Consider the following 19,439-nt stretch of genomic DNA (forward strand, 5'->3'; position numbering starts at 1 on the left):
CTAAACAGCAATCTGCAAAATTCTGAGAACATTGAAATTTGCAGCGATAGGGTTTATTTTTCTTTAACAAAGTCTCTTTTTAGGCGAACCGGACTGTTTGGAATTTTATTGATCAACTCCTTTTTTCCATTCTTTTTAATGATTTCAAAGGCATCGTAAAGATTACCTGTTGGGGTATATGCACCATAGGTGATCGTATCTTTTGATACCGTAACAATTTGAAATAATTGAGTGAACTCACCGCGTCGAGCCATCCATTCTTGCTCTTGCGATTCGTACATTTTTGGACCGCTTACCGATACGGCATAAACGGTTCCTATATCATTGACGACAGTAAGCCCTCTTCCTTGGTTCTCTACATACCCACGGGCATAAGTGTGGTCATGCCCCTGTAGCACCAGATCTACGCCGTACTTATCGATCAAAGGTTTGAATGCTTTACGCAGTTTTTTATTATCCCTTCCTTTAGCAGTTGAATAAATAGGGTAATGCGTGGTAATCGTTGTCCATTTCTTGGTGTTTGTCCTAAGAACGGAATCGAGCCATTTAGTCTGGGCGATTCTAGCTTCTTTATGCTCGTCAAAAGCCTCCCCATCTATTGAAATAAGTTTCATGTTTTCATAGTCAATGGCATAGCAAGTCTCTTTTAGGGCTTTTGTGGGACCGTTTTCGGGAAGTGTAAATTGAGGTCGCCATAAAGAGGATAGAACACCATCACGGTACTCGTGATTGCCAGGAGTCATTATGCTTGGTACTGTAGCATGGATAAAACTGCCAGCATGAAACCATTCACCCCATTCAAAATTGGCATCACGATCATTTATTAAGTCACCGGCATGCAACATAAAATCGACCTGAGGGTATTGCTTATACGAATTTCGAATGACCCGCGACCAAAGTGATTTTACATTATTTTGCGCATCACCGAAATAAATAAAACTAAAGGGTTTATCGGCGTTGTCGCTTGCCGTAGTAAATTGAAACCATTCGCTCCAGTAAGCATTGTTTTCGGCGCCGTTTCCTACGCGATAAATATATAGCGTATTGGGCTCAAGTTGCGATACAACTGCTGAATGAAAACTTGCTTTCACCAAAGGTTCGCTTCTATTTTGATTTTCGAAACTTTGTGTAATGGCAGAAACTTTTCGAACATTACCAAGCAAAAATTCAGGACCGTCGGTCGCTTTTGTTATTTCAACCACACCAGATTCGATTTGCTGGTTCGTACGCCAATTGACAGCAAAACTATGAGCTGGGTCTTCCGTGAGGTTAGTGATGATGCGATCAGGTGTTTTAGAAGGGAACATGAGCTAATGATTCAAAACCGCATCGTATTCCTCATAATGGGTATGCCCGTTTCCGTGTTCGTGGAGGTGCTCTTGACTATAGCCATTAAATACTAAAAAGAATATAAACAGAGCAAATGGTAGTATCGAAATGACTTTTTTCATGGATGGCAAAGAATGTTAATAGGTCAAGCTTTAGAACTAAAAAGCACATAGCTATTCAACAAAACTACAATTGTTTCACAGGAATCAGTTCATGGTTATTGATGATTTTTTATGGAAAATTGACTGATTAAATCTTATTTATGGATGTAGATTGATGAGAACCTTGGGAAGGTTTATTAGAAATACAATTTTATAATTAAGATTGAGAAGTCAAATAAGAATTGAAAACTGGTTAAACAAAGATTATTTAGGCTTTGAAGCAATAGAATTAATCTATCTCTCCGATTTTAAAGACATTCTGTTTTTATTAGAGCATGTGTTCAGTATGTCATTAAGCATCGATTTCTTGGTCTAAACCAATACAAAAGTTTTCAGTAAAAGGAAAAATGATAGAAGGACGGCTATTTCAAGATTTCACTGTACTTCACTGTATTTCCTAATAGCTCGGCAGCTGCCATGATAGCATCGTCATGGGTAAGGTAGTATTCATAGAGCCCCTCTCTGTAGAAATAACGTTTTACGATTTCATCTTCCAATTTGCTTTGAATTTCTTTTTGGTAATTCTCCAAAGCGGAAAGTTTGCTTTTGTCGATATCTACCAACAAAGTTTTAAAATCGTTTTCAATCGCATCGTTAAAAATAACTTCTTCACGATTGGTCATGGCTTGTTTTAGCACTCTTTCGGTTTTGGTCTCGAAAGAAAAGTCACTTTTGGAAACATAATTTTTGAACTGTTGAAAATCGCCTTCCGTAAATTTGAAATCATTGAGATTCCGTAATTGATTGCTATAATAATAGTCCGTTGCAAAGTCAAATACAACATGATTTTGCAATAAGGCGGTGGTCAGTTCATTAGCCTTTGTAGCGCTAATTTCAATATCGGGAAGAACCCCGCCACCGTCTTGTACCTTACGTCCATTTCTGGTCGTAAAATCATTGAAGGTAGATGTTTTTACGGCATTCCCGTTCGCATCACGATTCCAATAATCCAACGATTGAATACAGCGTCCAGAAGGTGTATAGTAACGACTAATGGTTACTTTTAATTGGGTGCCATAAGTTAGTTTTAATGGGCGTTGTACCAATCCCTTTCCAAAACTACGAGCTCCCATAACTACCGCGCGGTCTAGGTCTTGTAGGCTTCCAGATACAATTTCGCTAGCAGAGGCACTGCCCCCGTCGACCAAAACGACCAGAGGAATTTCTGCATCGACCGCCTTGTTTTTGGTATGGTACTCTCTGTTGAATTTTTTTACTTTCGATTTTGTGGTCACGATCAATTCCCCTTTGGGAACAAAAAGATTTGTGACATTGATGGCCTCTGACAGTAAACCGCCAGGATTGCCTCGCAGGTCCAAAACTATTTTTTCGGCCCCTTTTCCCTTTAGGTCGATAAGTGCTTCTTTTGTCTGCCCTGAGGCTTTTGCATTAAATTTTGCCAACACAATATAGCCGGTTTTGGCATCGATCATTTTATAAAATGGTACGGCGTCAACTTCTACGGCCGATCGCGTAATTTCTGCTGATTTTGTCTCCCCCTGTCTGTTGAAGGTAACCGTTACCGATGTTCCGTTGGCTCCTTTAAGAAGCTCACTGGCGTTATCTTCAAAATCCATGACCGAAATATCTCCGATTTTTACAATTTCATCACCCGCTTTGAGTCCTGCTTTATCGGCAGGATATCCTTTATAAGGCTCGACAATCAACAATTTGTCTTGGTAAGATCGTACGACTGCCCCAATACCGGAATATTCCCCTGCATTATTGATTTTATAGGTTTCTACATCTTGTTCGTTCAGAAACTTGGTATAAGGGTCGAGTTCGTCCAACATGTTCTTTATTGCCGTATCCATCAGTTCGGCAGGGTTAGTCTCGTCAACATAGTTCATGTTCAGTTCTTTGAAAAGCGTAGTAAAGATTTCAATCTGCTTTGCTATCTCAAAAAAATCACTTTTAAAACTACTTCCCGCAATCATCAATGTAATTGCAAAAAGGGGTATTAGAATCCGTTTTTTCATGAATCTATTCATCACCTATTTTCTTTAGAAATTTTTGAAGTATCGCTTGCATGTTTCTTTCTACGTCATGGTAGTCGGGCATTTCTTTTCCAAGGTATAAAAATAGAAACGCAAAAGAGGGGTCACTATTGTTAAAAACAAGGTGTTTGTTCAGTCGATAGGCTTCACGTAGCAATCTTTTTATGCGATTGCGCTTTACGGCACTTTTGAATTTTTTTTTAGGTACCGCGACGGTACTTTGAATTTTTACGTCTTCGTTAAGTTCGGTTTGTAGATATATTAGTTTTAAAGGATAGCTAGAAACGGATTTACCTTCTAGAAACAATTTTTCAATGAGCGGTTGGCTCTTTAATTTTTCTCGTCTAGGGTAACCGAAGTTTAAGGGTTTTTTCAAAAGTTTTCCTGTTCATTTATCCATTTATAGGAACATCGCTTATTTGGGCGGTGGCACTGTAAAGATACTATTTCGTTTTATTATTCGGTAAGCTATGATGCCCTGAACCATGACATGATTGTCTAGTCATAGTTGCTTAGCGTTATGAGTTGTGTGTATGAATGGTTTGACCTTTTCAAAACGCCTCTTGCACTTGAAACAACCTCTTCAATAGCTACGATGGAAATCAAAACACTTTTTATTGGGCCTGCCAAATATTATTTTGCGCATTAATGTCGGCCATCAATTGGGATGGGTCGATTACCACGGCCTTAATATTTGCTTTCGGCTTATCCAGCGAAAAACTATAAGTCGGAAAAGCCCATGGCCAATCTTCGAGTGTGGTTCTTTTCAAACTCGGATATGGGTTTTCCTTTTCTCCGCGCATCATTCGTAAAGGCGCATAAAGTGTCTCTTGGCTACCATCGGCATAAACTACCAAAATATCAATAGGCATTGGCATAGATCCAATACGCTCCAATGTTACTTTTGTTTTTTCACCATCGGCAACGACCTCTTTGATGCCGTAATCGATGGTGTTTGTAGTTTGCGTCCAGTCGGTCAAGTACCAATCAAGCTCCATGCCTGAAACTTTTTCCGCCGTTCGCTTGATATCGTTGGGCACAGGATGTTTAAACTTGAAATCTTCATAATACTTTTGAATGGTTTCCATCAATTTATCTTGGCCGATGATATAGCCCAATTGTGCCAAGAAAACCGCTCCTTTACTGTAAGCAGCTTGGCCATACGCAAAATTAAGGTCATATCGATCGGCATGTGTTGTCTGCGGTTGTTCTTTGCCCGAGGTAGCTAGATTGTAATATCCCCTGTAAGAATTTTCAAAGGGATTATCTTTGTTCTCGTCCATGATTTCATTCATGCAGAGCGACGAAATAAAGGTGGTAAAGCCTTCGTCCATCCATTCATGCTTTGATTCGTTGGTCGCCAATATGTGCTGAAACCAAGAATGTGCCATTTCATGCGCTGTTACCCCGACCAGGCTTCCAAATTTTCTTTCTCCCGTAATTAAAGTGCTCATGGCATATTCCATACCACCATCACCCCCCTGTATAACGGAGTACTGCTTATAAGGATAGCTGCCAATATTTTTACTAAAAAACTGCATCATTTCAGCTGTTTTCGGCTGTAGTTTTTTCCAGTTTTCGATTATCTCCGGATTGTTCTTGTACAGAAAATGAAGTGTAGGGCCATTTTCGACCTGCAACGTATCGTGCAGATAATCAGGGTCTGCGGCCCACATGAAATCATGTACCATTGGCGCCTTGAAATGCCAGGTCATGGTTTTCCCCTTTTGTTTTTTTACCTTGGTACCTGGAGTTTCGTAACCGTGACCTATTTCCTGCGGATTTTGAAGATATCCGCTGCCGCCTACAACATATTTTTTATCCAAAGTCAACTTTACATCAAAATCGCCCCACACGCCATGAAATTCACGGGCAATATAAGGGTCTGCGTGCCACCCCTCAAAATCATATTCTGCTAGTTTAGGATACCATTGGCTCATAGAAAGTGCTACGCCTTCCGAACTATTTCGACCTGCACGGCGCACTTGCAAAGGAACTTGCCCTTTGAAATCCATATCGAGGGTGGTCTTTCCTCCAGGGGGAATCGGGTTGACCAAATCGACGACCAAAACAGTTTCCTCTTCTAAAAATGAAACGGTTTGCCCATCTTGTTTTAATGAAACAGGGTGTAAGTACCCCATCTCGCTCTCATTCAAAGCCGCAATACGGCTTGTTTGGTTTGCGGTCATCATTCTACTATCGGGATCCGTTATGTTCTGAAGGCGGATGTCCATTTCACTTCCGGGCTGAAACGCATTGAAAAAGAGATGATAGTAAATTCTGTTAAGCGTATCAGGAGAATTATTGGTATACACCAATTTTTGGGTTCCCGAGTATTGAAATGATTTTACGTCAATAGAGACATCCATCGTATAATCAACATGCTGTTGCCAATAGCAATCGGTGGTTTGTGCCATTAGAGAAGTTGCAGAGGCAAACAAAACAAGCAAAAGCGCTAAAGACCTTATCTTTTTATACTGCATGGTATTTATATTTTTATTTTCCCTTTAGATACATTATCGGCCATAATAAGTGCATTATAGGCATTGACGATTTTACCTGATGTTGATACGTTGTTTAAAGTTTTAGTAATCGATGCATCACCTGCTAAGATGACTTTTGCCATAGGGGCCAGGCCAGATTCCATTAAAATGTGCTTAACCTCAGAAGCCGATAATTTTGGATATTGTGAACGAATCAAAGCTGCAACACCGGCTACGGCAGGTGCCGCCATAGATGTTCCGCCCTGATATTCATAATCATTGTCCGGCATGGTGGAATAAATGTTGTCACCGGGAGCAAAAACATCGACATTAATTTTTCCATAATTGGAGAAAGTGGCCACCATCTCTGATCCGTATTTGCTACTGAGCGCACCTACGGTAATTACATTATCAGAAATTTCAGGACCGTTATTTACCTGGTCGTTGGGAAAATTAGGATTATTAGGGTCGTCTAGGTCAGCACCTTCATTACCGGCCGCATGAACAAAGAGTACGTCGTTCTCAGCGGCATATTTTAAGGCGTCATATACCCATTCTGCGTTGGGGGAAAATGATTTCCCGAAACTGGCATTAATTATTTTAGCCCCATTATCGACGGCATAGCGAATTCCCAAAGCAATATCCTTGTCGTATTCGTCTCCGTTGGGAACTGCGCGAATACTCATAATCGCCACATTATTGGCAACTCCGTTTACGCCTTTGCCATTATTACGCTCCGCTGCAATAATACCGGCAACGTGTGTACCGTGGCTTTCATCTTCCACAAGGTTTTGTGGGTTTCCGTTTCCGTAACCCAAATCTTTAATGTCGTAGGGATTGTCACCGACCACTTCACGCCCATTAAAGTCTTTGTTATAATTATAATTTAATTGATCGGTAAAATGTTTGAGGCCTGCGTTCAAATCTTCATATACTTCAGCAATGCTTTCGGCAAAGGTGAACATTTGGGTGATTACCCCCACATGTTGTTGCATTGCCTGATCTGTCGGCTTGATGGTCGCCACATCTTTTTTGGTATATGTTTCTTTACCTAATTCTTTCTTTATCGCTTCATCCGCTGTCTTAACCGCTTGTAAGATTTGTTCGTATTGTTGTTTATTCTGTAGGGCCTTTTGGTAGTTCTCATCCAGTTGTTTCTTTGCCTTCGACTGAAGTGTGGCATCACCTATATTCAATCGTACTATTCTGGCATATTCCAATTGTTCGTTGTAGGATTCACCTAAAAAATTGTAGCCATGAATGTCATCGATATAACCATTGCCGTCATCGTCAATGCCATTTCCAGGCTTTTCACCTTTATTGGTCCACAACACACCATCAAGGTCTTCATGTTTAAGATCCATACCCGAATCGAGTACAGCTACGATAACTTTTTGTCCCTTTTTATTACCGATAATATCGGTATAGGCTTTGTCAACACTCATTCCAGGGATAGTATCTGCGACAAGATCTAAATGGCCCCAATGTTTTTTCTCACTATCGCTAAGATCAGCTATTTTTAACGGTGTAGTATCAATATTTTCAATGGGGGTGGATACCAAGGAAGTGGCTCCACAGCTCATTAATAATAGAGATGCTGAAAAACCAATGCATAATTTCGGAAAATTAAATGTCATGTTATATATATTAAGTTAGTGTTTTTTATGAGTAAAGTACCTGAATTCAGGGCTAGTAATGTTGCAAAACAACCTCGTTTGACCATGGTAAAAAAAACTGGATTTGCCATTTGCGCCCGCAAAGATAATATTTAAGGGCTTTACCCCCATTAATTGAACCTCTTTTATAATTTTCCCAATCTTCGAAGCGATGACGACTGTATCGTTAATGCCTAAAATACCTTTTACCGATTCGTTTACATTTAAATCATTGCCATATGGTGCAATTGCCAAATTGTTGGGTTGACCCATTTCAGATTCGCGTACCCAGATCTCATCTTGCTTCTTTCCTTTTTTCATACGGAAAATGCTATACCTTACAGAATCTATAAGAAACCTGTTTCCACCCTGTTTGAATCTAATATAATTATCGAAAATCCCTTTTAAAATCCTTTTAAAAACGGGGGTTTTGCATTTTTCGTATACGATTTTTACAAGTACTTCTTCCTCTAAATTTTCGGTAAATGTATTTCCATCATTCTCGACAGCTGGTCCTTTTATGTCATTTCCCAATGAAAGTACAGGATTCACGTCGACATTTTGGATATGATCTTCCTGCCCAAAGGTGCTAAATATTCCAATAAAAATACTATTCGGTATTTTTGTTGGAAATTTACTGAAAGATGTCATTGAAATTATGTAATTCATCAAGTCGAATTCCTTTTTCTGTTGATTGTAAGGTGCAGATTTCATTATGTGCATCATGTTCAAAAAACAAATAATAATCTTGCTCCACTGCTCTATTCAAAAAGATTTCTTTTTCAGCGAGTGTTAGCAGGGGTCTGGTGTCATAGCCGATGACATAAGGCAACGGAATATGACCAACCGTGGGGATTAGGTCTGCCATAAAAACAAGAGTTTTCTCTTGATAGTGAATATGCGGTAACATTTGCTTTTCGGTATGACCATCAACAAAAAGGATACCAAAACCCAAATCTGATGTTTCTAAAAAAGTATCGCTTCCTTTCTTAACAAATTTTAGTTGTCCGCTCTCCTGCATGGGCATGAGATTTTCCTTCAAAAAAGAGGCCTTCTCCCTAGCATTAGGTTTTATTGCCCATTGCCAATGGTCTTCATTCGTCCAGAACACAGCATTTTTAAAAGCAGGTTCGTAGCCTGTTCTATCTTTATTCCACTGAATACATCCGCCACAATGATCAAAATGCAAATGCGTCAAAAAAACATCGGTAATATCATCCCTATGAAACCCTAATTTCTTCAATGAATCATCAATCGAATAATCACCCCAGCGGTAGTAATAGCCGAAGAATTTGTCCGATTGCTTGTTGCCCATGCCCGTATCGATAAGAATCAATCGGTCACCATCTTCTATCAAAAGGCTTCGAGCGGCAATATCGATTAGGTTGTTGTCATCTGAAGGATTTGTTCTATTCCATATTGTTTTGGGCACCACACCGAACATCGCGCCACCATCTAACTTAAAATTTCCAGTCTCAACGGGATATAGTTTCATTTAGGAAAAATAAAAGGTTGCAAATTATGAAAAGGAAAAGGGTTACCCGAATAACTAAGAATTTTTTAACACACTTTACTGTTCAAGTTCCTCAAATTTTGGAGGGCAACTTGAGCAGGCTATCGTATTAATTGATGTAGTTGCTGACCAAAATAAATCATGGCTTTTATTTCCTGAACGCTGAGAAGACGTTCCTTTTTAAGAATAAGTAGCGAAGTACCGTTCGATTCTACATGATAATAGGGATTGCTTTCGAAAAAGAGAATCAGTTTATCGTTGAACAACTTCTGAATCTCAAGCTTGTTCTCACCACTGAGAAAAAATCTTTTGTTAAAATCAGGATGGTCTAGAAGATCGATATCTTTAAAACCGGCCAGATTATAGATGAAATCGAGTAGGCCTTCCCTATCTAGTACAAAAATTGGAATTTTTGTGCCCATTTCAATATGCATCACCGTCGTCTTTACCTCTTCATGGGCAATACCTGCACCTTCTGTAAAATCAACATCGAACAATCTGAATTTACAATCTTCGCTCGATAGCGTATTGTACAAGTATGGTATTTGTCGAGTTGTGAAAAAAATAAAACCGCACAGAAATTGCGTTTTGGTGTTTTTTTTCGGGGCATAGTGCCATTTGAATTCTTTGGCTGTAGCTTTTAGCAGTACCTGCCTTTTGGTAAAGTAGCGCTCTATGGTACTAAGCTTCGCAAAGGGTATGATTTTTCGAATTGCAAAAGGATGTTTTGAGTGGGTACCATGCTTGTCAAGACCGATAATTTCAATGCTTCCACCCTTTTTGGCAAAAGCCTCTGTATAGTTCTCAAGACCTTCCATTACCGTGTGATCAACGAAAGTACACATTGAGAAATCTAACACCACATCTTGGTTCTCAGGAACCATGTCAAGCTTATTTTTTAGTTTATAAAAATTCAAAAAGCTACAAAAATACTTGACGCTGAGATAAAAGTTGCCACCATCGCGTTCTTTAAACAATAGCACGTTGGGTTTTGTAAGATGGCTGACAAAAAGTGAAAAACTTTTGTTGAGAATGATATGTATGATGAAAGTCGCGAATATACCAATACTTATACCGGTTATTAGATTGGTAAATAAGGTGGTAAACAAAGTTATTAGAAAGATGGCAATCTGTTCCCGGCCTATTTTAGCAATTTTTCGAAATGTTTTTGGGGTTGCCAATTTATAACCGGTATAAACCAGAATTGCTGCCAATGCGGCCATCGGAATTTTTCTTAGCTGATCTTGGAACAATAGTACGAGGGCGGCGAGAAAAAAAGCATGAAAGAAATTCGCCGATCGGTTGGTTGCCCCGTTATTGACGTTCACCGAGCTTCTGGCGATAACGGTTACCACATTGATACCGCCCAACATTCCACTTATTGCCGTCGCAAAGCCTAGGGCCTTAAGATCTTTATTAACATTGGATCGTCTATTCAAAGAATCTAACTTGTCTACAGCTTTAATACTGAGAAGAGATTCTATGCTGGCGATAAGTGTTATGGCAAAAACCGTGACTATGAAATCACCCTCTAAAACTTTAGAAAAATTAGGAAAAGCCAAACTACCTAAGACATCATCGGGAATGTTTACCAAAAAAGTCGCGTCTAGAGGATAGGGTATCTGTAGTGCCGATAGAGTAAAGCTTAGTCCTACGGAAATGATAATGATCCACATGGGAGCGGGAATCAAATGAAAGTACGGGTTTCTTATTTTTGAATAGAACACCATTATTAAAAACCCAGTGATACCTATGGCTGCGGCAACCAAAGACATGAGTTCGAGCTGTTGAAAAAGAGAATAAATACCATTTGGTATATTTCCTAATAGTGTGACTATGCTACCGGAAGCATCGTTATTACCGATCATGATATGAAACTGTTTTGACAGTATACCAAGGCCTATAGCGGCCAACATACCTTCAATGGCGGAAGCCGGAAAAAAGTCTGCCAATTTCCCCATTTTTAAAAAACCCAACAAAATTTGCAGTACGCCTGAAACAACTACCGCCGCAAGTGTATACAAATAACCTTGGTACATGTCTCCGCCACCTAAGGTCGTTATTGCATTGAGAAGTACAATCACCATTCCATTTCCCGGTCCTGTTATGGTTACGTTGGAACCCCCAAGCAATGAAACTACAATGCCACCAACAATCGCCGCTATTATACCAGATATGGGAGGGGCTTCACTGGCGAGAGCTAAACCTAGGCCCAAAGGAAGTGCGATGAGGGAAACCACAAATCCCGAAAAAATATTCTTGGGTAAGGTCTTTACAAAATTTTGGGTATGGTTGGTTTTTGGAGACAAATCAGTTTCTTACGATTAGTAGATCTGTGGGCAAATCTGAAAGAATATATTCGATATCGTGGGTAAATATGCGATCCAGTAGCCCGGTTTTTATAGGAGCGTTCATCACCAAAAGGTCGGCCCGTACCACCTCTGCATAATGGCCAATAGAATAACCATGTTTGCCGAATATACTTTGCATTTTTATCACGACATCCTTGGTCATTACTTCAGGGAGTTCCGAAATTATCTTGCGTACCCTCGATTCTTCACGGTGTTTAAGTCGTTCTTTCATAATATTGGCTTTTTTGAGAGATCTATCATCTTCTACGGTCACGTGAAGCTCTTTTTGTAAAATTTCTTCCACTATGGTAAGTTGTTGTGAACCGAGAATCTTTGCTACATAAAAGGCCATTTCAATTGCTAATGGTGTGTCGGGAGCATCAACTCCATTGACAACAATATGTTTACAAGGTATGCGTACTGCTGAAGGTTTTATAAGTAATAGTACAGAACAACATACTTTTCGCGTCAGCTTTCTAGCGATGGAACCTACATAAAACCGAAAGAGATTTTCATGTTGTACTGCACCCAAAATCAGCAAATCGATATTCGAAGTCTTACAAGTTTCTAATATTACTTGGAATGGGTTTCCATTTTTCCATTGTATTTCGACCGAAAGTTCTGGGTGTTCCGTTTCTGTTAGTAGCGTTTCGATGCCATTTGACTTTTCTATAGTTTTCTCACCAACATGTAACAAAATTAGTTTTGCACCAAAAAAATAGGCTATGCGGGTGGCTTCGAGAACATTTACCTTCAAGGATGGCGAAAATGCAAATCCGAACAAGATGGTTTTAAAAGGTTTAACCTTGGTATACATTAAAAAGATTGTGGGCCCAAGATAATACAATAAATAAGAACCGAAATCTGGGTGGATTATGGTAGGGTTTTAAAATAAAATGTTATTTTTCGTGTGTAGTATTTACCTTGCACATTTAAACCATCACGAATGATAGAGCTTGCCGGAATCATTATATTAGGAATAATTGCTCAGTGGGTAGCCTGGCGTTTAAAATTACCAGCCATTTTGCCTCTAATTCTTATTGGTTTGTTGGTCGGACCGATTGCAACCATGTTCACCGAAGACGGCACTAAAATTATAGAACCCATTTGGAATGGGGAAAAAGGGCTTTTCCCTGGGGAAGGACTCTACTATTTTGTTTCGTTGGCCATTAGTATCATTCTGTTTGAAGGAGGATTGACCTTAAAACGCTCAGAAATACGAAATGTAGGACCGGTTATCACTAAACTAATAACTTTAGGAAGCTTGGTCACCTTTTTTACTGCCGGAATTGCCGCCCATTACATTTTCGGTCTTAGCTGGCAGATTTCGTTTTTATTCTCTGCTTTGATAATCGTTACCGGCCCAACAGTGATTACCCCTATTTTAAGAAATATTCCTTTAAAAAAAGATATTTCCACTGTTTTGAAGTGGGAGGGTATTCTAATTGACCCGATTGGGGCATTGGCAGCCGTTCTGGTCTTCGAATTCATAAGTGTTGGCGAAGGCCAGGCCTACACGATGACGGCCCTTATTGAGTTTGGTAAAATTTTGTTGTTCGGCTTCACATTTGGTTTCACATTTGCCCATGCGCTAACGTTCGTCATCAAAAAAAACTTTGTACCCCATTACTTACTAAATGTTGTCTCCCTTTCCGTAGTATTATTAGTTTTCGTTATGTCAGATGTATTTGCCCATGAATCTGGGTTGTTGGCTGTCGTTGTTATGGGGATGGTCATGGGAAATACAGACCTGCCAAATATTAAAGAATTGCTGTACTTCAAGGAATCACTTAGTGTACTGTTGATTTCCATACTTTTCATTCTATTGGCCGCCAATATCAATTTGGCCGACTTAGAATTAATATACAATTGGAAAACGGTTATGTTATTTGCAATAATTGTCTTCTTAATTCGGCCATTGGGAGTTTTTCTTAGCGCCTGGGGCTCGAATCTGAAATTAAATGAAAAGATTTTTATTGGATGGGTCGGGCCAAGGGGTATCGTCGCGGCAGGTATAGCTTCGCTTTTTGGATCTAAACTATTATTAAAGGGAGAACCAGGTGCGGAATATATTACCCCGCTTGTCTTTATGATTGTATTAGGTACTGTTTTACTAAATGCGACCACCGCTAGGTTCTTCGCAAAGGTTATTGGGGTATTCTTGAGAAAATCAGAGGGCATATTAATTATCGGGGCTTCGAAGGTCTCGCGATTAATCGGAGATTATTTGAATAAGAACGACCGTCATGTGGTGTTGATAGATAATAACCAAACCAATATCAATAAGGCTAAAAAACTGGGACTTGAAGCATTTGTGGCCAACATCTATTCTGACACACTTACCGATAATATCGAACTCAACGATGTTGGCTATTTAATGGCACTTACCGGAAACTCTGATATAAACAAGTACGCCATTGATAAATTTAGAAAGCAGTTTGGCGAATATGGTTCATTTCGACTGGTCGATGCAGATGAGATGAACGATCCAGAGAACACCCCTAAGGAAGGATTGTTCTCTCACACTGATGACTTCATCAAAATTACGGAGACGGCACGCCAATACCCGGTCATGCACGAAATAGAAATAAAAAGCCAAGAACATTATGAGGGCCTTATTGAAATTTCGAAGGGTGAAAAATATACAGTACCTGTTTTTTTGAAAACACCGGAAAACGATTTAAAGATAATTTCATCTTTCAGTACTGAGTTTGATGATATTAAAGAAGGTTTCCGATTGGTTTATTTAGGAAAAATGTTCGATGTCGACGAGACCAGCGATAACGATAACGAGGATTTAGAGGCAGTCGATTGATATGTTATTCACTAATTAAAAGTACCCACGCGTTTTCATCGGGAGCTTTAAAAGTTTTTTCTCTGCCAATACCGCTTAGTTTTGTCTCTCCTGTTTTAGGATTTATCCAACGGTAATTTAAATTTTTAGGAAGATTTTCGATGGTTATCGCACCACCGTTTGGTAAAAATGAGAGATAAAGGCTGCCCTCTTTTGCCAATAATGGCTCGCCATTGGCAAGGTCCCAGCGTTTTTCGATATCGGTGATATCGATTTCACCTAAAATCTTTCCTACCAAGCCGACATATTTCGATCCCTCTAGCCTCATGGCCTCCCTCCATGATAAAGGTTGATCCGCCCATTCTCCCCAACCTTCTTCATTGGCTGAAATTTTCCATTGCCATAAGGCTGCAGCGCCATAGACAACACCCATTGTGCCACCATGCATCAATTGCATCCAGGCCTCTTCGCCCTGCCACCAACCTAGGCCATTTTCTCCGTTATTCATACCTTCGTAGGTAGATTCCCCATTGGCAACGGCCTTTGTGGGAAGGTTGTCGTACATACGCTCTACTTTGTGGTATTGATGATCACCCCCATGCCCTGTCTGTGCCCATTGAAAATCTAGCCATTGCTCTTTTTGATAGGTTTTGTTATGATGCATACAATGTTTAGAGGGGTCGTTTGTCGCCCACTCGGCAACGAAATCATCACAAGGGTTATAATGAAGGCCGGTAGGCTGCTGATAACAATCCCAATCCTGTAGCATGATACCACTTTCCTTGACTCCGGGATCATTGCCATCATGGTCGGCAGCAATAAGCCAAAAAGCAGGGTTGCTGCCATATCGTGCCAGAAGATATTTGGTGTAGCGCACATATTCTTGTGGTTCTATTTTTGAACCCAATACTTGTAATCCTTTCCAACCAAAACCATGAAACACGGGCTGATATACCGGAACAATTTCATGGTCGATCAAAATAGCCACTATTTTATCTAAATAGTCAAAATATTCTGGATTCACTTCATTAATATGTCCGTCTGAGAGGTCTTTAAAGGCACGGTTAAACCCTTGCTCGACATTTCTGACGTTGGGGCCTTTAGCGTTAATATCGGGTTGCAGTGTCATCAGGAGCGCTGTGTTGAAGCCTTTTTCATGACGGTCTTTGGCATAAGCTTCGGCTTGCTCTTTGGTTGCCCTAAATGGAAGGGCCCACGGTGTATCGCCCACTATCAGAAAAGACCTCCCTGATTGATGGACCACATTTCTATGCCCCGCTGACATTTTCAACAAACCATTTTTTATAAGTCGGTTATTCCCTTTATAAGGGATAGACTCGAAAGTGCCTTTTTTTCCGTTTAAACCTGTATCGTTTCGATTAGAAGAAAAAGTTTTCCATGACCAGGATATGTTTGCATCCGGTGGGGAGAAACGTAGTTTCCAATTGTTTTCACCACTCCAAAAAGCAGGTCTCTTTAGCGAGTCTCCATTTTGATTGGTATATACGGCCCAAACATCGACATCGGCATACGGATTCTCGTATTTGTCCGTGGCGGTCAAGTTGATTTCATGGGTGGTCCATTGTGCTACTTTTTTTATTTCCTTTTGGGAAAAAAGGATTAACGGCAGCATTAAAAAAGTAAATAACTTCTTATTAGTGTTCATATAGCTAACCTATTCAACTTGAGCCATTGCTCTTTTCACTTCTTTTAATAAGCCTTCAACCTTTTGAAAAGGGTCGCCTTCACCGAGTGTTTCTAGCGGTAGGTAACCCCGATAACCCGCCTTTTTTATGATTGTAAACAGTTTTAGGAAATCGGTATGCTTTTCCTGTCCATCCATCCATACATTTTCTTTGATTTGCCAGGTAACGGCGTGGTGAATGTTCTTGGCCACTTCTTCATAAGGGTCTTTTTGTCGATAGCTTCCGATATCAAGATTAAGTCCCAACCACTCTGAATTGACCTTTTCGAACAGTATATTGACATCGTCGGCAGTCTTTAAAAACCCATTGTGGTTTTGTAAAGCGACGATAACCCCATGCTTTTTTCCGTAATTGCAACATTCACGAATGTCTTTGGCCATCCATTCGAAAACTTGATCTTTTGAATAGCCTTTGTGGTTATGTTCTCCCGCAAAAATACGAAGATGGGGGCTTCCCATTTTAGCAGAAACTTCGATCCATTGCTTAATGTGTTCAATATCGGCATTACGCTTATTGGCGTCTGGATCGGCGAAATTATTACGAACCCCGGTACCACTGATATCAAGGCCCAAAATAAAAGCCCTTCGCTTAAAATTATTTATAAAATCATCTGTTGGCACTGCAGGGTAGCCCGGAAAGTAGTATCCAGTGGGATCGATGGCATCGAAGTTATGTTGCGCGCAGAAATCTAACATGTCGAACAAATCGACTTTTTTTTCTTTTAAAAAAGCATTGAAAGAATAGAGGTTTAGGCTCAACTTAAATTTATGAGAGTACGATTGCTGATTTTCTTCCCATTTTGAAAAAGCGAAAGAATCGCTTAAGGTGGCAAGAGCCGGTATAGTTAATAAGGCTCTAACAAAATTTCTCCGGGTGCGCATAAGTCGTAATAAAGGCTCGATGAGATTTATTAAAGATACTAAAAAAACAAGATGCTTTTTAAGGGGAATCAGATTGAGTATAGGCTTGTTCACCAAACGATACTTATCTACCCGACAAGAAGAAAGGTTTTTCGCTTTTCTTGATGTAAAATAGTCCACTGGGAACAACTTGAAATCAAGGAATGCCTGAGAATGAAATCGCTCTTCTTGCCTTTAAATGGCATAAAATCGATGTGCATCCCAGAATCTTAATAAAATTGAAAAGACAAATTAGTCGCCTTAGCCTGAAAAGGCTTGGGTTTTTTCTATGGTCACCAAAATATCTTCTTGGTTAATATCATAATCTTCACCAGCAACCAGTTCATAAAAGTGTAGGGCAGATTCCCGTTTGATTTTATCTTCCAACAATGAAGTATCAATCGCGCCACTTTCTTGTCTCCATATAAAGATGGAGTTCTGTTCTACTTGAAGAATTTGGTGTTTAGCAGTAAACTGTGCAATATATGTTGTCATCTTTTTTAAGACTTAGCAATGGTATTGGGTATAACTATTGCTTTGCAACGAATATTGTACATGTTGATAAGTTTTGTGGGAAAATACGCATGAGTATATTTTGCAGAACTGATTTGCTCAACTATTTGTTTCAGGTTTTCAGTCGTTTAACTTTAGTACGGCCATAAATGCTTGCTGTGGAATTTCAACATTACCCACTTGGCGCATTCTTTTTTTACCTTTTTTCTGTTTCTCCAGCAACTTTCGCTTACGGGAGATATCACCTCCGTAACATTTCGCGGTTACATCTTTACGAAGCGCTTTTATGGTTTCCCGTGAAATTATTTTGGCCCCGATTGCTGCTTGAATGGGAATATCGAACTGCTGTCTGGGAATAAGTTCCTTTAGTTTTTCGCACATTTTCTTGCCGATGTTTTGTGCATTGTCGGCATGGATCAGTGCAGATAAGGCATCAACGGGTTGGGCGTTTAACAGAATGTCTACACGAACCAACTTAGAAACCCGCATTCCAATAGGTGCATAATCAAAAGAAGCATAGCCTTTTGAGACGGTTTTCAATCGGTCATAGAAATCAAACACAATTTCTGCCAAAGGCATATCAAAATTGAGCTCGACCCTTTCGGTAGTTAAATAAGTTTGATTGGTAATCTGTCCCCTTTTTTCGATACAAAGGGACATTACATTACCAACAAAATCAGACTTTGTGATAATCGTTGCTTTTATATAGGGTTCTTCAACACGGTCGACCGTGGAAGGATCCGGTAGGTCGGAGGGATTGTTAACAATTAACGGGGTTTCCGGATTTTTACGTGTAAAAGCATGATAGCTAACGTTGGGAACCGTCGTAATTACGGTCATGTCAAATTCACGCTCTAGCCGTTCTTGAATAATCTCCATATGGAGCATTCCCAAAAATCCGCAACGGAAGCCGAAACCTAAGGCGGCACTACTTTCTGGAGCAAAAACTAATGAGGCGTCGTTTAGTTGTAATTTCTCCATAGAAGAGCGCAGCTCTTCAAAGTCTTCGGTGTCAACAGGATATATTCCTGCAAAAACCATCGGTTTTACATCTTCGAAACCGGCAATGGGGTTTTTTGTGGGGCTGGCGGCATCGGTGATAGTATCGCCCACCTTTACTTCGCGGGCATCCTTTATTCCCGTAATCAGATATCCTACATCCCCTGTTTTAATTGATTTTTGGGGATGCTGTGTTAATTTCAAGGTGCCAACTTCATCGGCAAAATAATTCTTGTCCGTAGCTACAAATTTTATTTTTTGTCCCTTTTTTATCTCTCCGTTTATCACCCTAAAATACGTCTCCACCCCTCTGAAAGGATTATAGACCGAATCAAAGACCAATGCTTGTAAAGACTCATCTGGGTTGCCTTTGGGAGGCGGTATGCGTTCTATAATAGCGGTTAAAATTTCTTGAATGCCAATTCCTGTTTTTGCGCTTGCCGGAATCACTTCTTCGGGCTTACAGCCCAAAAGATCAACAATGTCATCGGTCACCTCTTCAGGGTTTGCACTCGGTAGGTCGACCTTGTTCAGCACCGGAATAATTTCTAGATCATTTTCTAAGGCTAAATAAAGGTTGCTGATAGTCTGCGCTTGTATACTTTGAGCGGCATCGACCACCAATAAAGCCCCTTCACAGGCCGCTATAGAACGTGAAACTTCGTATGAAAAATCGACGTGGCCAGGGGTGTCGATTAAATTTAATATATAGTCGGTGCCTTCATGGGTGTAATCCATCTGAATGGCATGGCTCTTAATGGTAATACCGCGCTCGCGCTCCAAGTCCATACTGTCAAGCAACTGTTCTTTTTTCTCTCGCTCGGTTACAGATCCGGTAAAGTCCAATAGCCTATCGGCCAAAGTACTTTTACCATGGTCTATATGGGCAATGATGCAAAAATTTCGAATATGCTTCACAAAAGGGTTTTTTAGCGTTTTTAGCAACTGCAAATATAACGCAAAATAAACAGTCGTTAACTTTGCTTCAATAATTATATAACAAGAGCTTCGAACCTTGGGTTTTTCTGACCAACGAATG

15 protein-coding genes are annotated in these 19,439 nt (G+C 40.0%); 1 reads left to right on the forward strand and 14 read right to left on the reverse strand.

The genetic code is table 11. From position 1 onward, the window contains the following. Window positions 1-53: 53 nt before the first annotated feature. The 10 genes from BLS33_RS23400 to BLS33_RS23440 all read right to left on the reverse strand — a co-directional run bounded on the left by BLS33_RS23400 (window position 54) and on the right by BLS33_RS23440 (window position 12,306). A complete protein-coding gene (locus tag BLS33_RS23400) occupies window positions 54-1,307 on the reverse strand; it encodes a purple acid phosphatase family protein (RefSeq protein ID WP_245731626.1) in 1,254 nt (417 codons plus the stop codon). A gap of 3 nt (window positions 1,308-1,310) precedes the next feature. Beyond that, window positions 1,311-1,451, reverse strand: coding sequence for a hypothetical protein (locus tag BLS33_RS25250; protein WP_245731628.1), 141 nt, complete (start codon window positions 1,449-1,451; stop codon window positions 1,311-1,313). A 401-nt stretch (window positions 1,452-1,852) separates the two neighbouring features. Then, window positions 1,853-3,481: a S41 family peptidase gene (locus tag BLS33_RS23405; RefSeq protein WP_089895561.1), complete on the reverse strand. Its 1,629-nt coding sequence runs from the start codon at window positions 3,479-3,481 to the stop codon at window positions 1,853-1,855. Further along, window positions 3,474-3,863, reverse strand: a complete 390-nt coding sequence (rnpA, locus tag BLS33_RS23410) for a ribonuclease P protein component (protein WP_089895564.1) — start codon at window positions 3,861-3,863, stop codon at window positions 3,474-3,476. The genes BLS33_RS23405 and rnpA overlap by 8 nt, the downstream gene beginning before the upstream one ends. 238 nt (window positions 3,864-4,101) lie before the next feature. Then, window positions 4,102-5,904 carry a M1 family metallopeptidase gene (locus BLS33_RS23415; RefSeq protein WP_245731630.1) on the reverse strand — a complete coding sequence of 601 codons (1,803 nt, stop codon included), beginning with the start codon at window positions 5,902-5,904 and terminating at the stop codon, window positions 4,102-4,104. A gap of 71 nt (window positions 5,905-5,975) precedes the next feature. Then, entirely contained in the window at window positions 5,976-7,607 is a 1,632-nt protein-coding gene (locus BLS33_RS23420) for a S8 family peptidase (RefSeq protein ID WP_089895566.1), read from the reverse strand. Window positions 7,608-7,622: 15 nt separating this feature from the next. Beyond that, window positions 7,623-8,276 carry a hypothetical protein gene (locus BLS33_RS23425; RefSeq protein ID WP_089895568.1) on the reverse strand — a complete coding sequence of 218 codons (654 nt, stop codon included), beginning with the start codon at window positions 8,274-8,276 and terminating at the stop codon, window positions 7,623-7,625. Continuing rightward, the gene (locus BLS33_RS23430; protein WP_089895570.1) at window positions 8,260-9,120 is read right to left on the reverse strand and encodes an MBL fold metallo-hydrolase; all 861 of its coding nucleotides are present in this window, start codon (window positions 9,118-9,120) and stop codon (window positions 8,260-8,262) included. The genes BLS33_RS23425 and BLS33_RS23430 overlap by 17 nt, the downstream gene beginning before the upstream one ends. A gap of 119 nt (window positions 9,121-9,239) precedes the next feature. Further along, window positions 9,240-11,447, reverse strand: a complete 2,208-nt coding sequence (locus BLS33_RS23435; RefSeq protein WP_089895571.1) for a SulP family inorganic anion transporter — start codon at window positions 11,445-11,447, stop codon at window positions 9,240-9,242. A gap of 1 nt (window position 11,448) precedes the next feature. Continuing rightward, complete coding sequence (locus BLS33_RS23440; protein ID WP_089895573.1) at window positions 11,449-12,306, reverse strand: universal stress protein; 858 nt, start codon at window positions 12,304-12,306, stop codon at window positions 11,449-11,451. A 129-nt stretch (window positions 12,307-12,435) separates the two neighbouring features. On the opposite strand from BLS33_RS23440, the gene BLS33_RS23445 reads away from it, so the two are divergent. Next, window positions 12,436-14,304, forward strand: coding sequence for a cation:proton antiporter (locus tag BLS33_RS23445; RefSeq protein WP_089895574.1), 1,869 nt, complete (start codon window positions 12,436-12,438; stop codon window positions 14,302-14,304). 4 nt (window positions 14,305-14,308) lie between these two features. Here BLS33_RS23445 and BLS33_RS23450 read toward each other — a convergent pair whose 3' ends face one another. From BLS33_RS23450 to lepA, 4 genes are all read right to left on the reverse strand, one after another. Next, window positions 14,309-15,949, reverse strand: a complete 1,641-nt coding sequence (locus tag BLS33_RS23450; protein WP_089895576.1) for a glycoside hydrolase family 140 protein — start codon at window positions 15,947-15,949, stop codon at window positions 14,309-14,311. A gap of 9 nt (window positions 15,950-15,958) precedes the next feature. Continuing rightward, window positions 15,959-17,029 (reverse strand): sugar phosphate isomerase/epimerase family protein, encoded by a 1,071-nt coding sequence (locus BLS33_RS23455; protein WP_218129635.1) that lies wholly within the window; start codon window positions 17,027-17,029, stop codon window positions 15,959-15,961. Between the two features lie 120 nt (window positions 17,030-17,149). Continuing rightward, window positions 17,150-17,383, reverse strand: a complete 234-nt coding sequence (locus BLS33_RS23460) for a GTP-binding protein LepA (RefSeq protein ID WP_089895580.1) — start codon at window positions 17,381-17,383, stop codon at window positions 17,150-17,152. A gap of 138 nt (window positions 17,384-17,521) precedes the next feature. After that, window positions 17,522-19,318 carry a translation elongation factor 4 gene (lepA, locus tag BLS33_RS23465; RefSeq protein ID WP_089895603.1) on the reverse strand — a complete coding sequence of 599 codons (1,797 nt, stop codon included), beginning with the start codon at window positions 19,316-19,318 and terminating at the stop codon, window positions 17,522-17,524. Window positions 19,319-19,439 lie beyond the last annotated feature (121 nt).

This window comes from Kriegella aquimaris (genome assembly GCF_900103215.1).
Taxonomy (GTDB): domain Bacteria; phylum Bacteroidota; class Bacteroidia; order Flavobacteriales; family Flavobacteriaceae; genus Kriegella; species Kriegella aquimaris.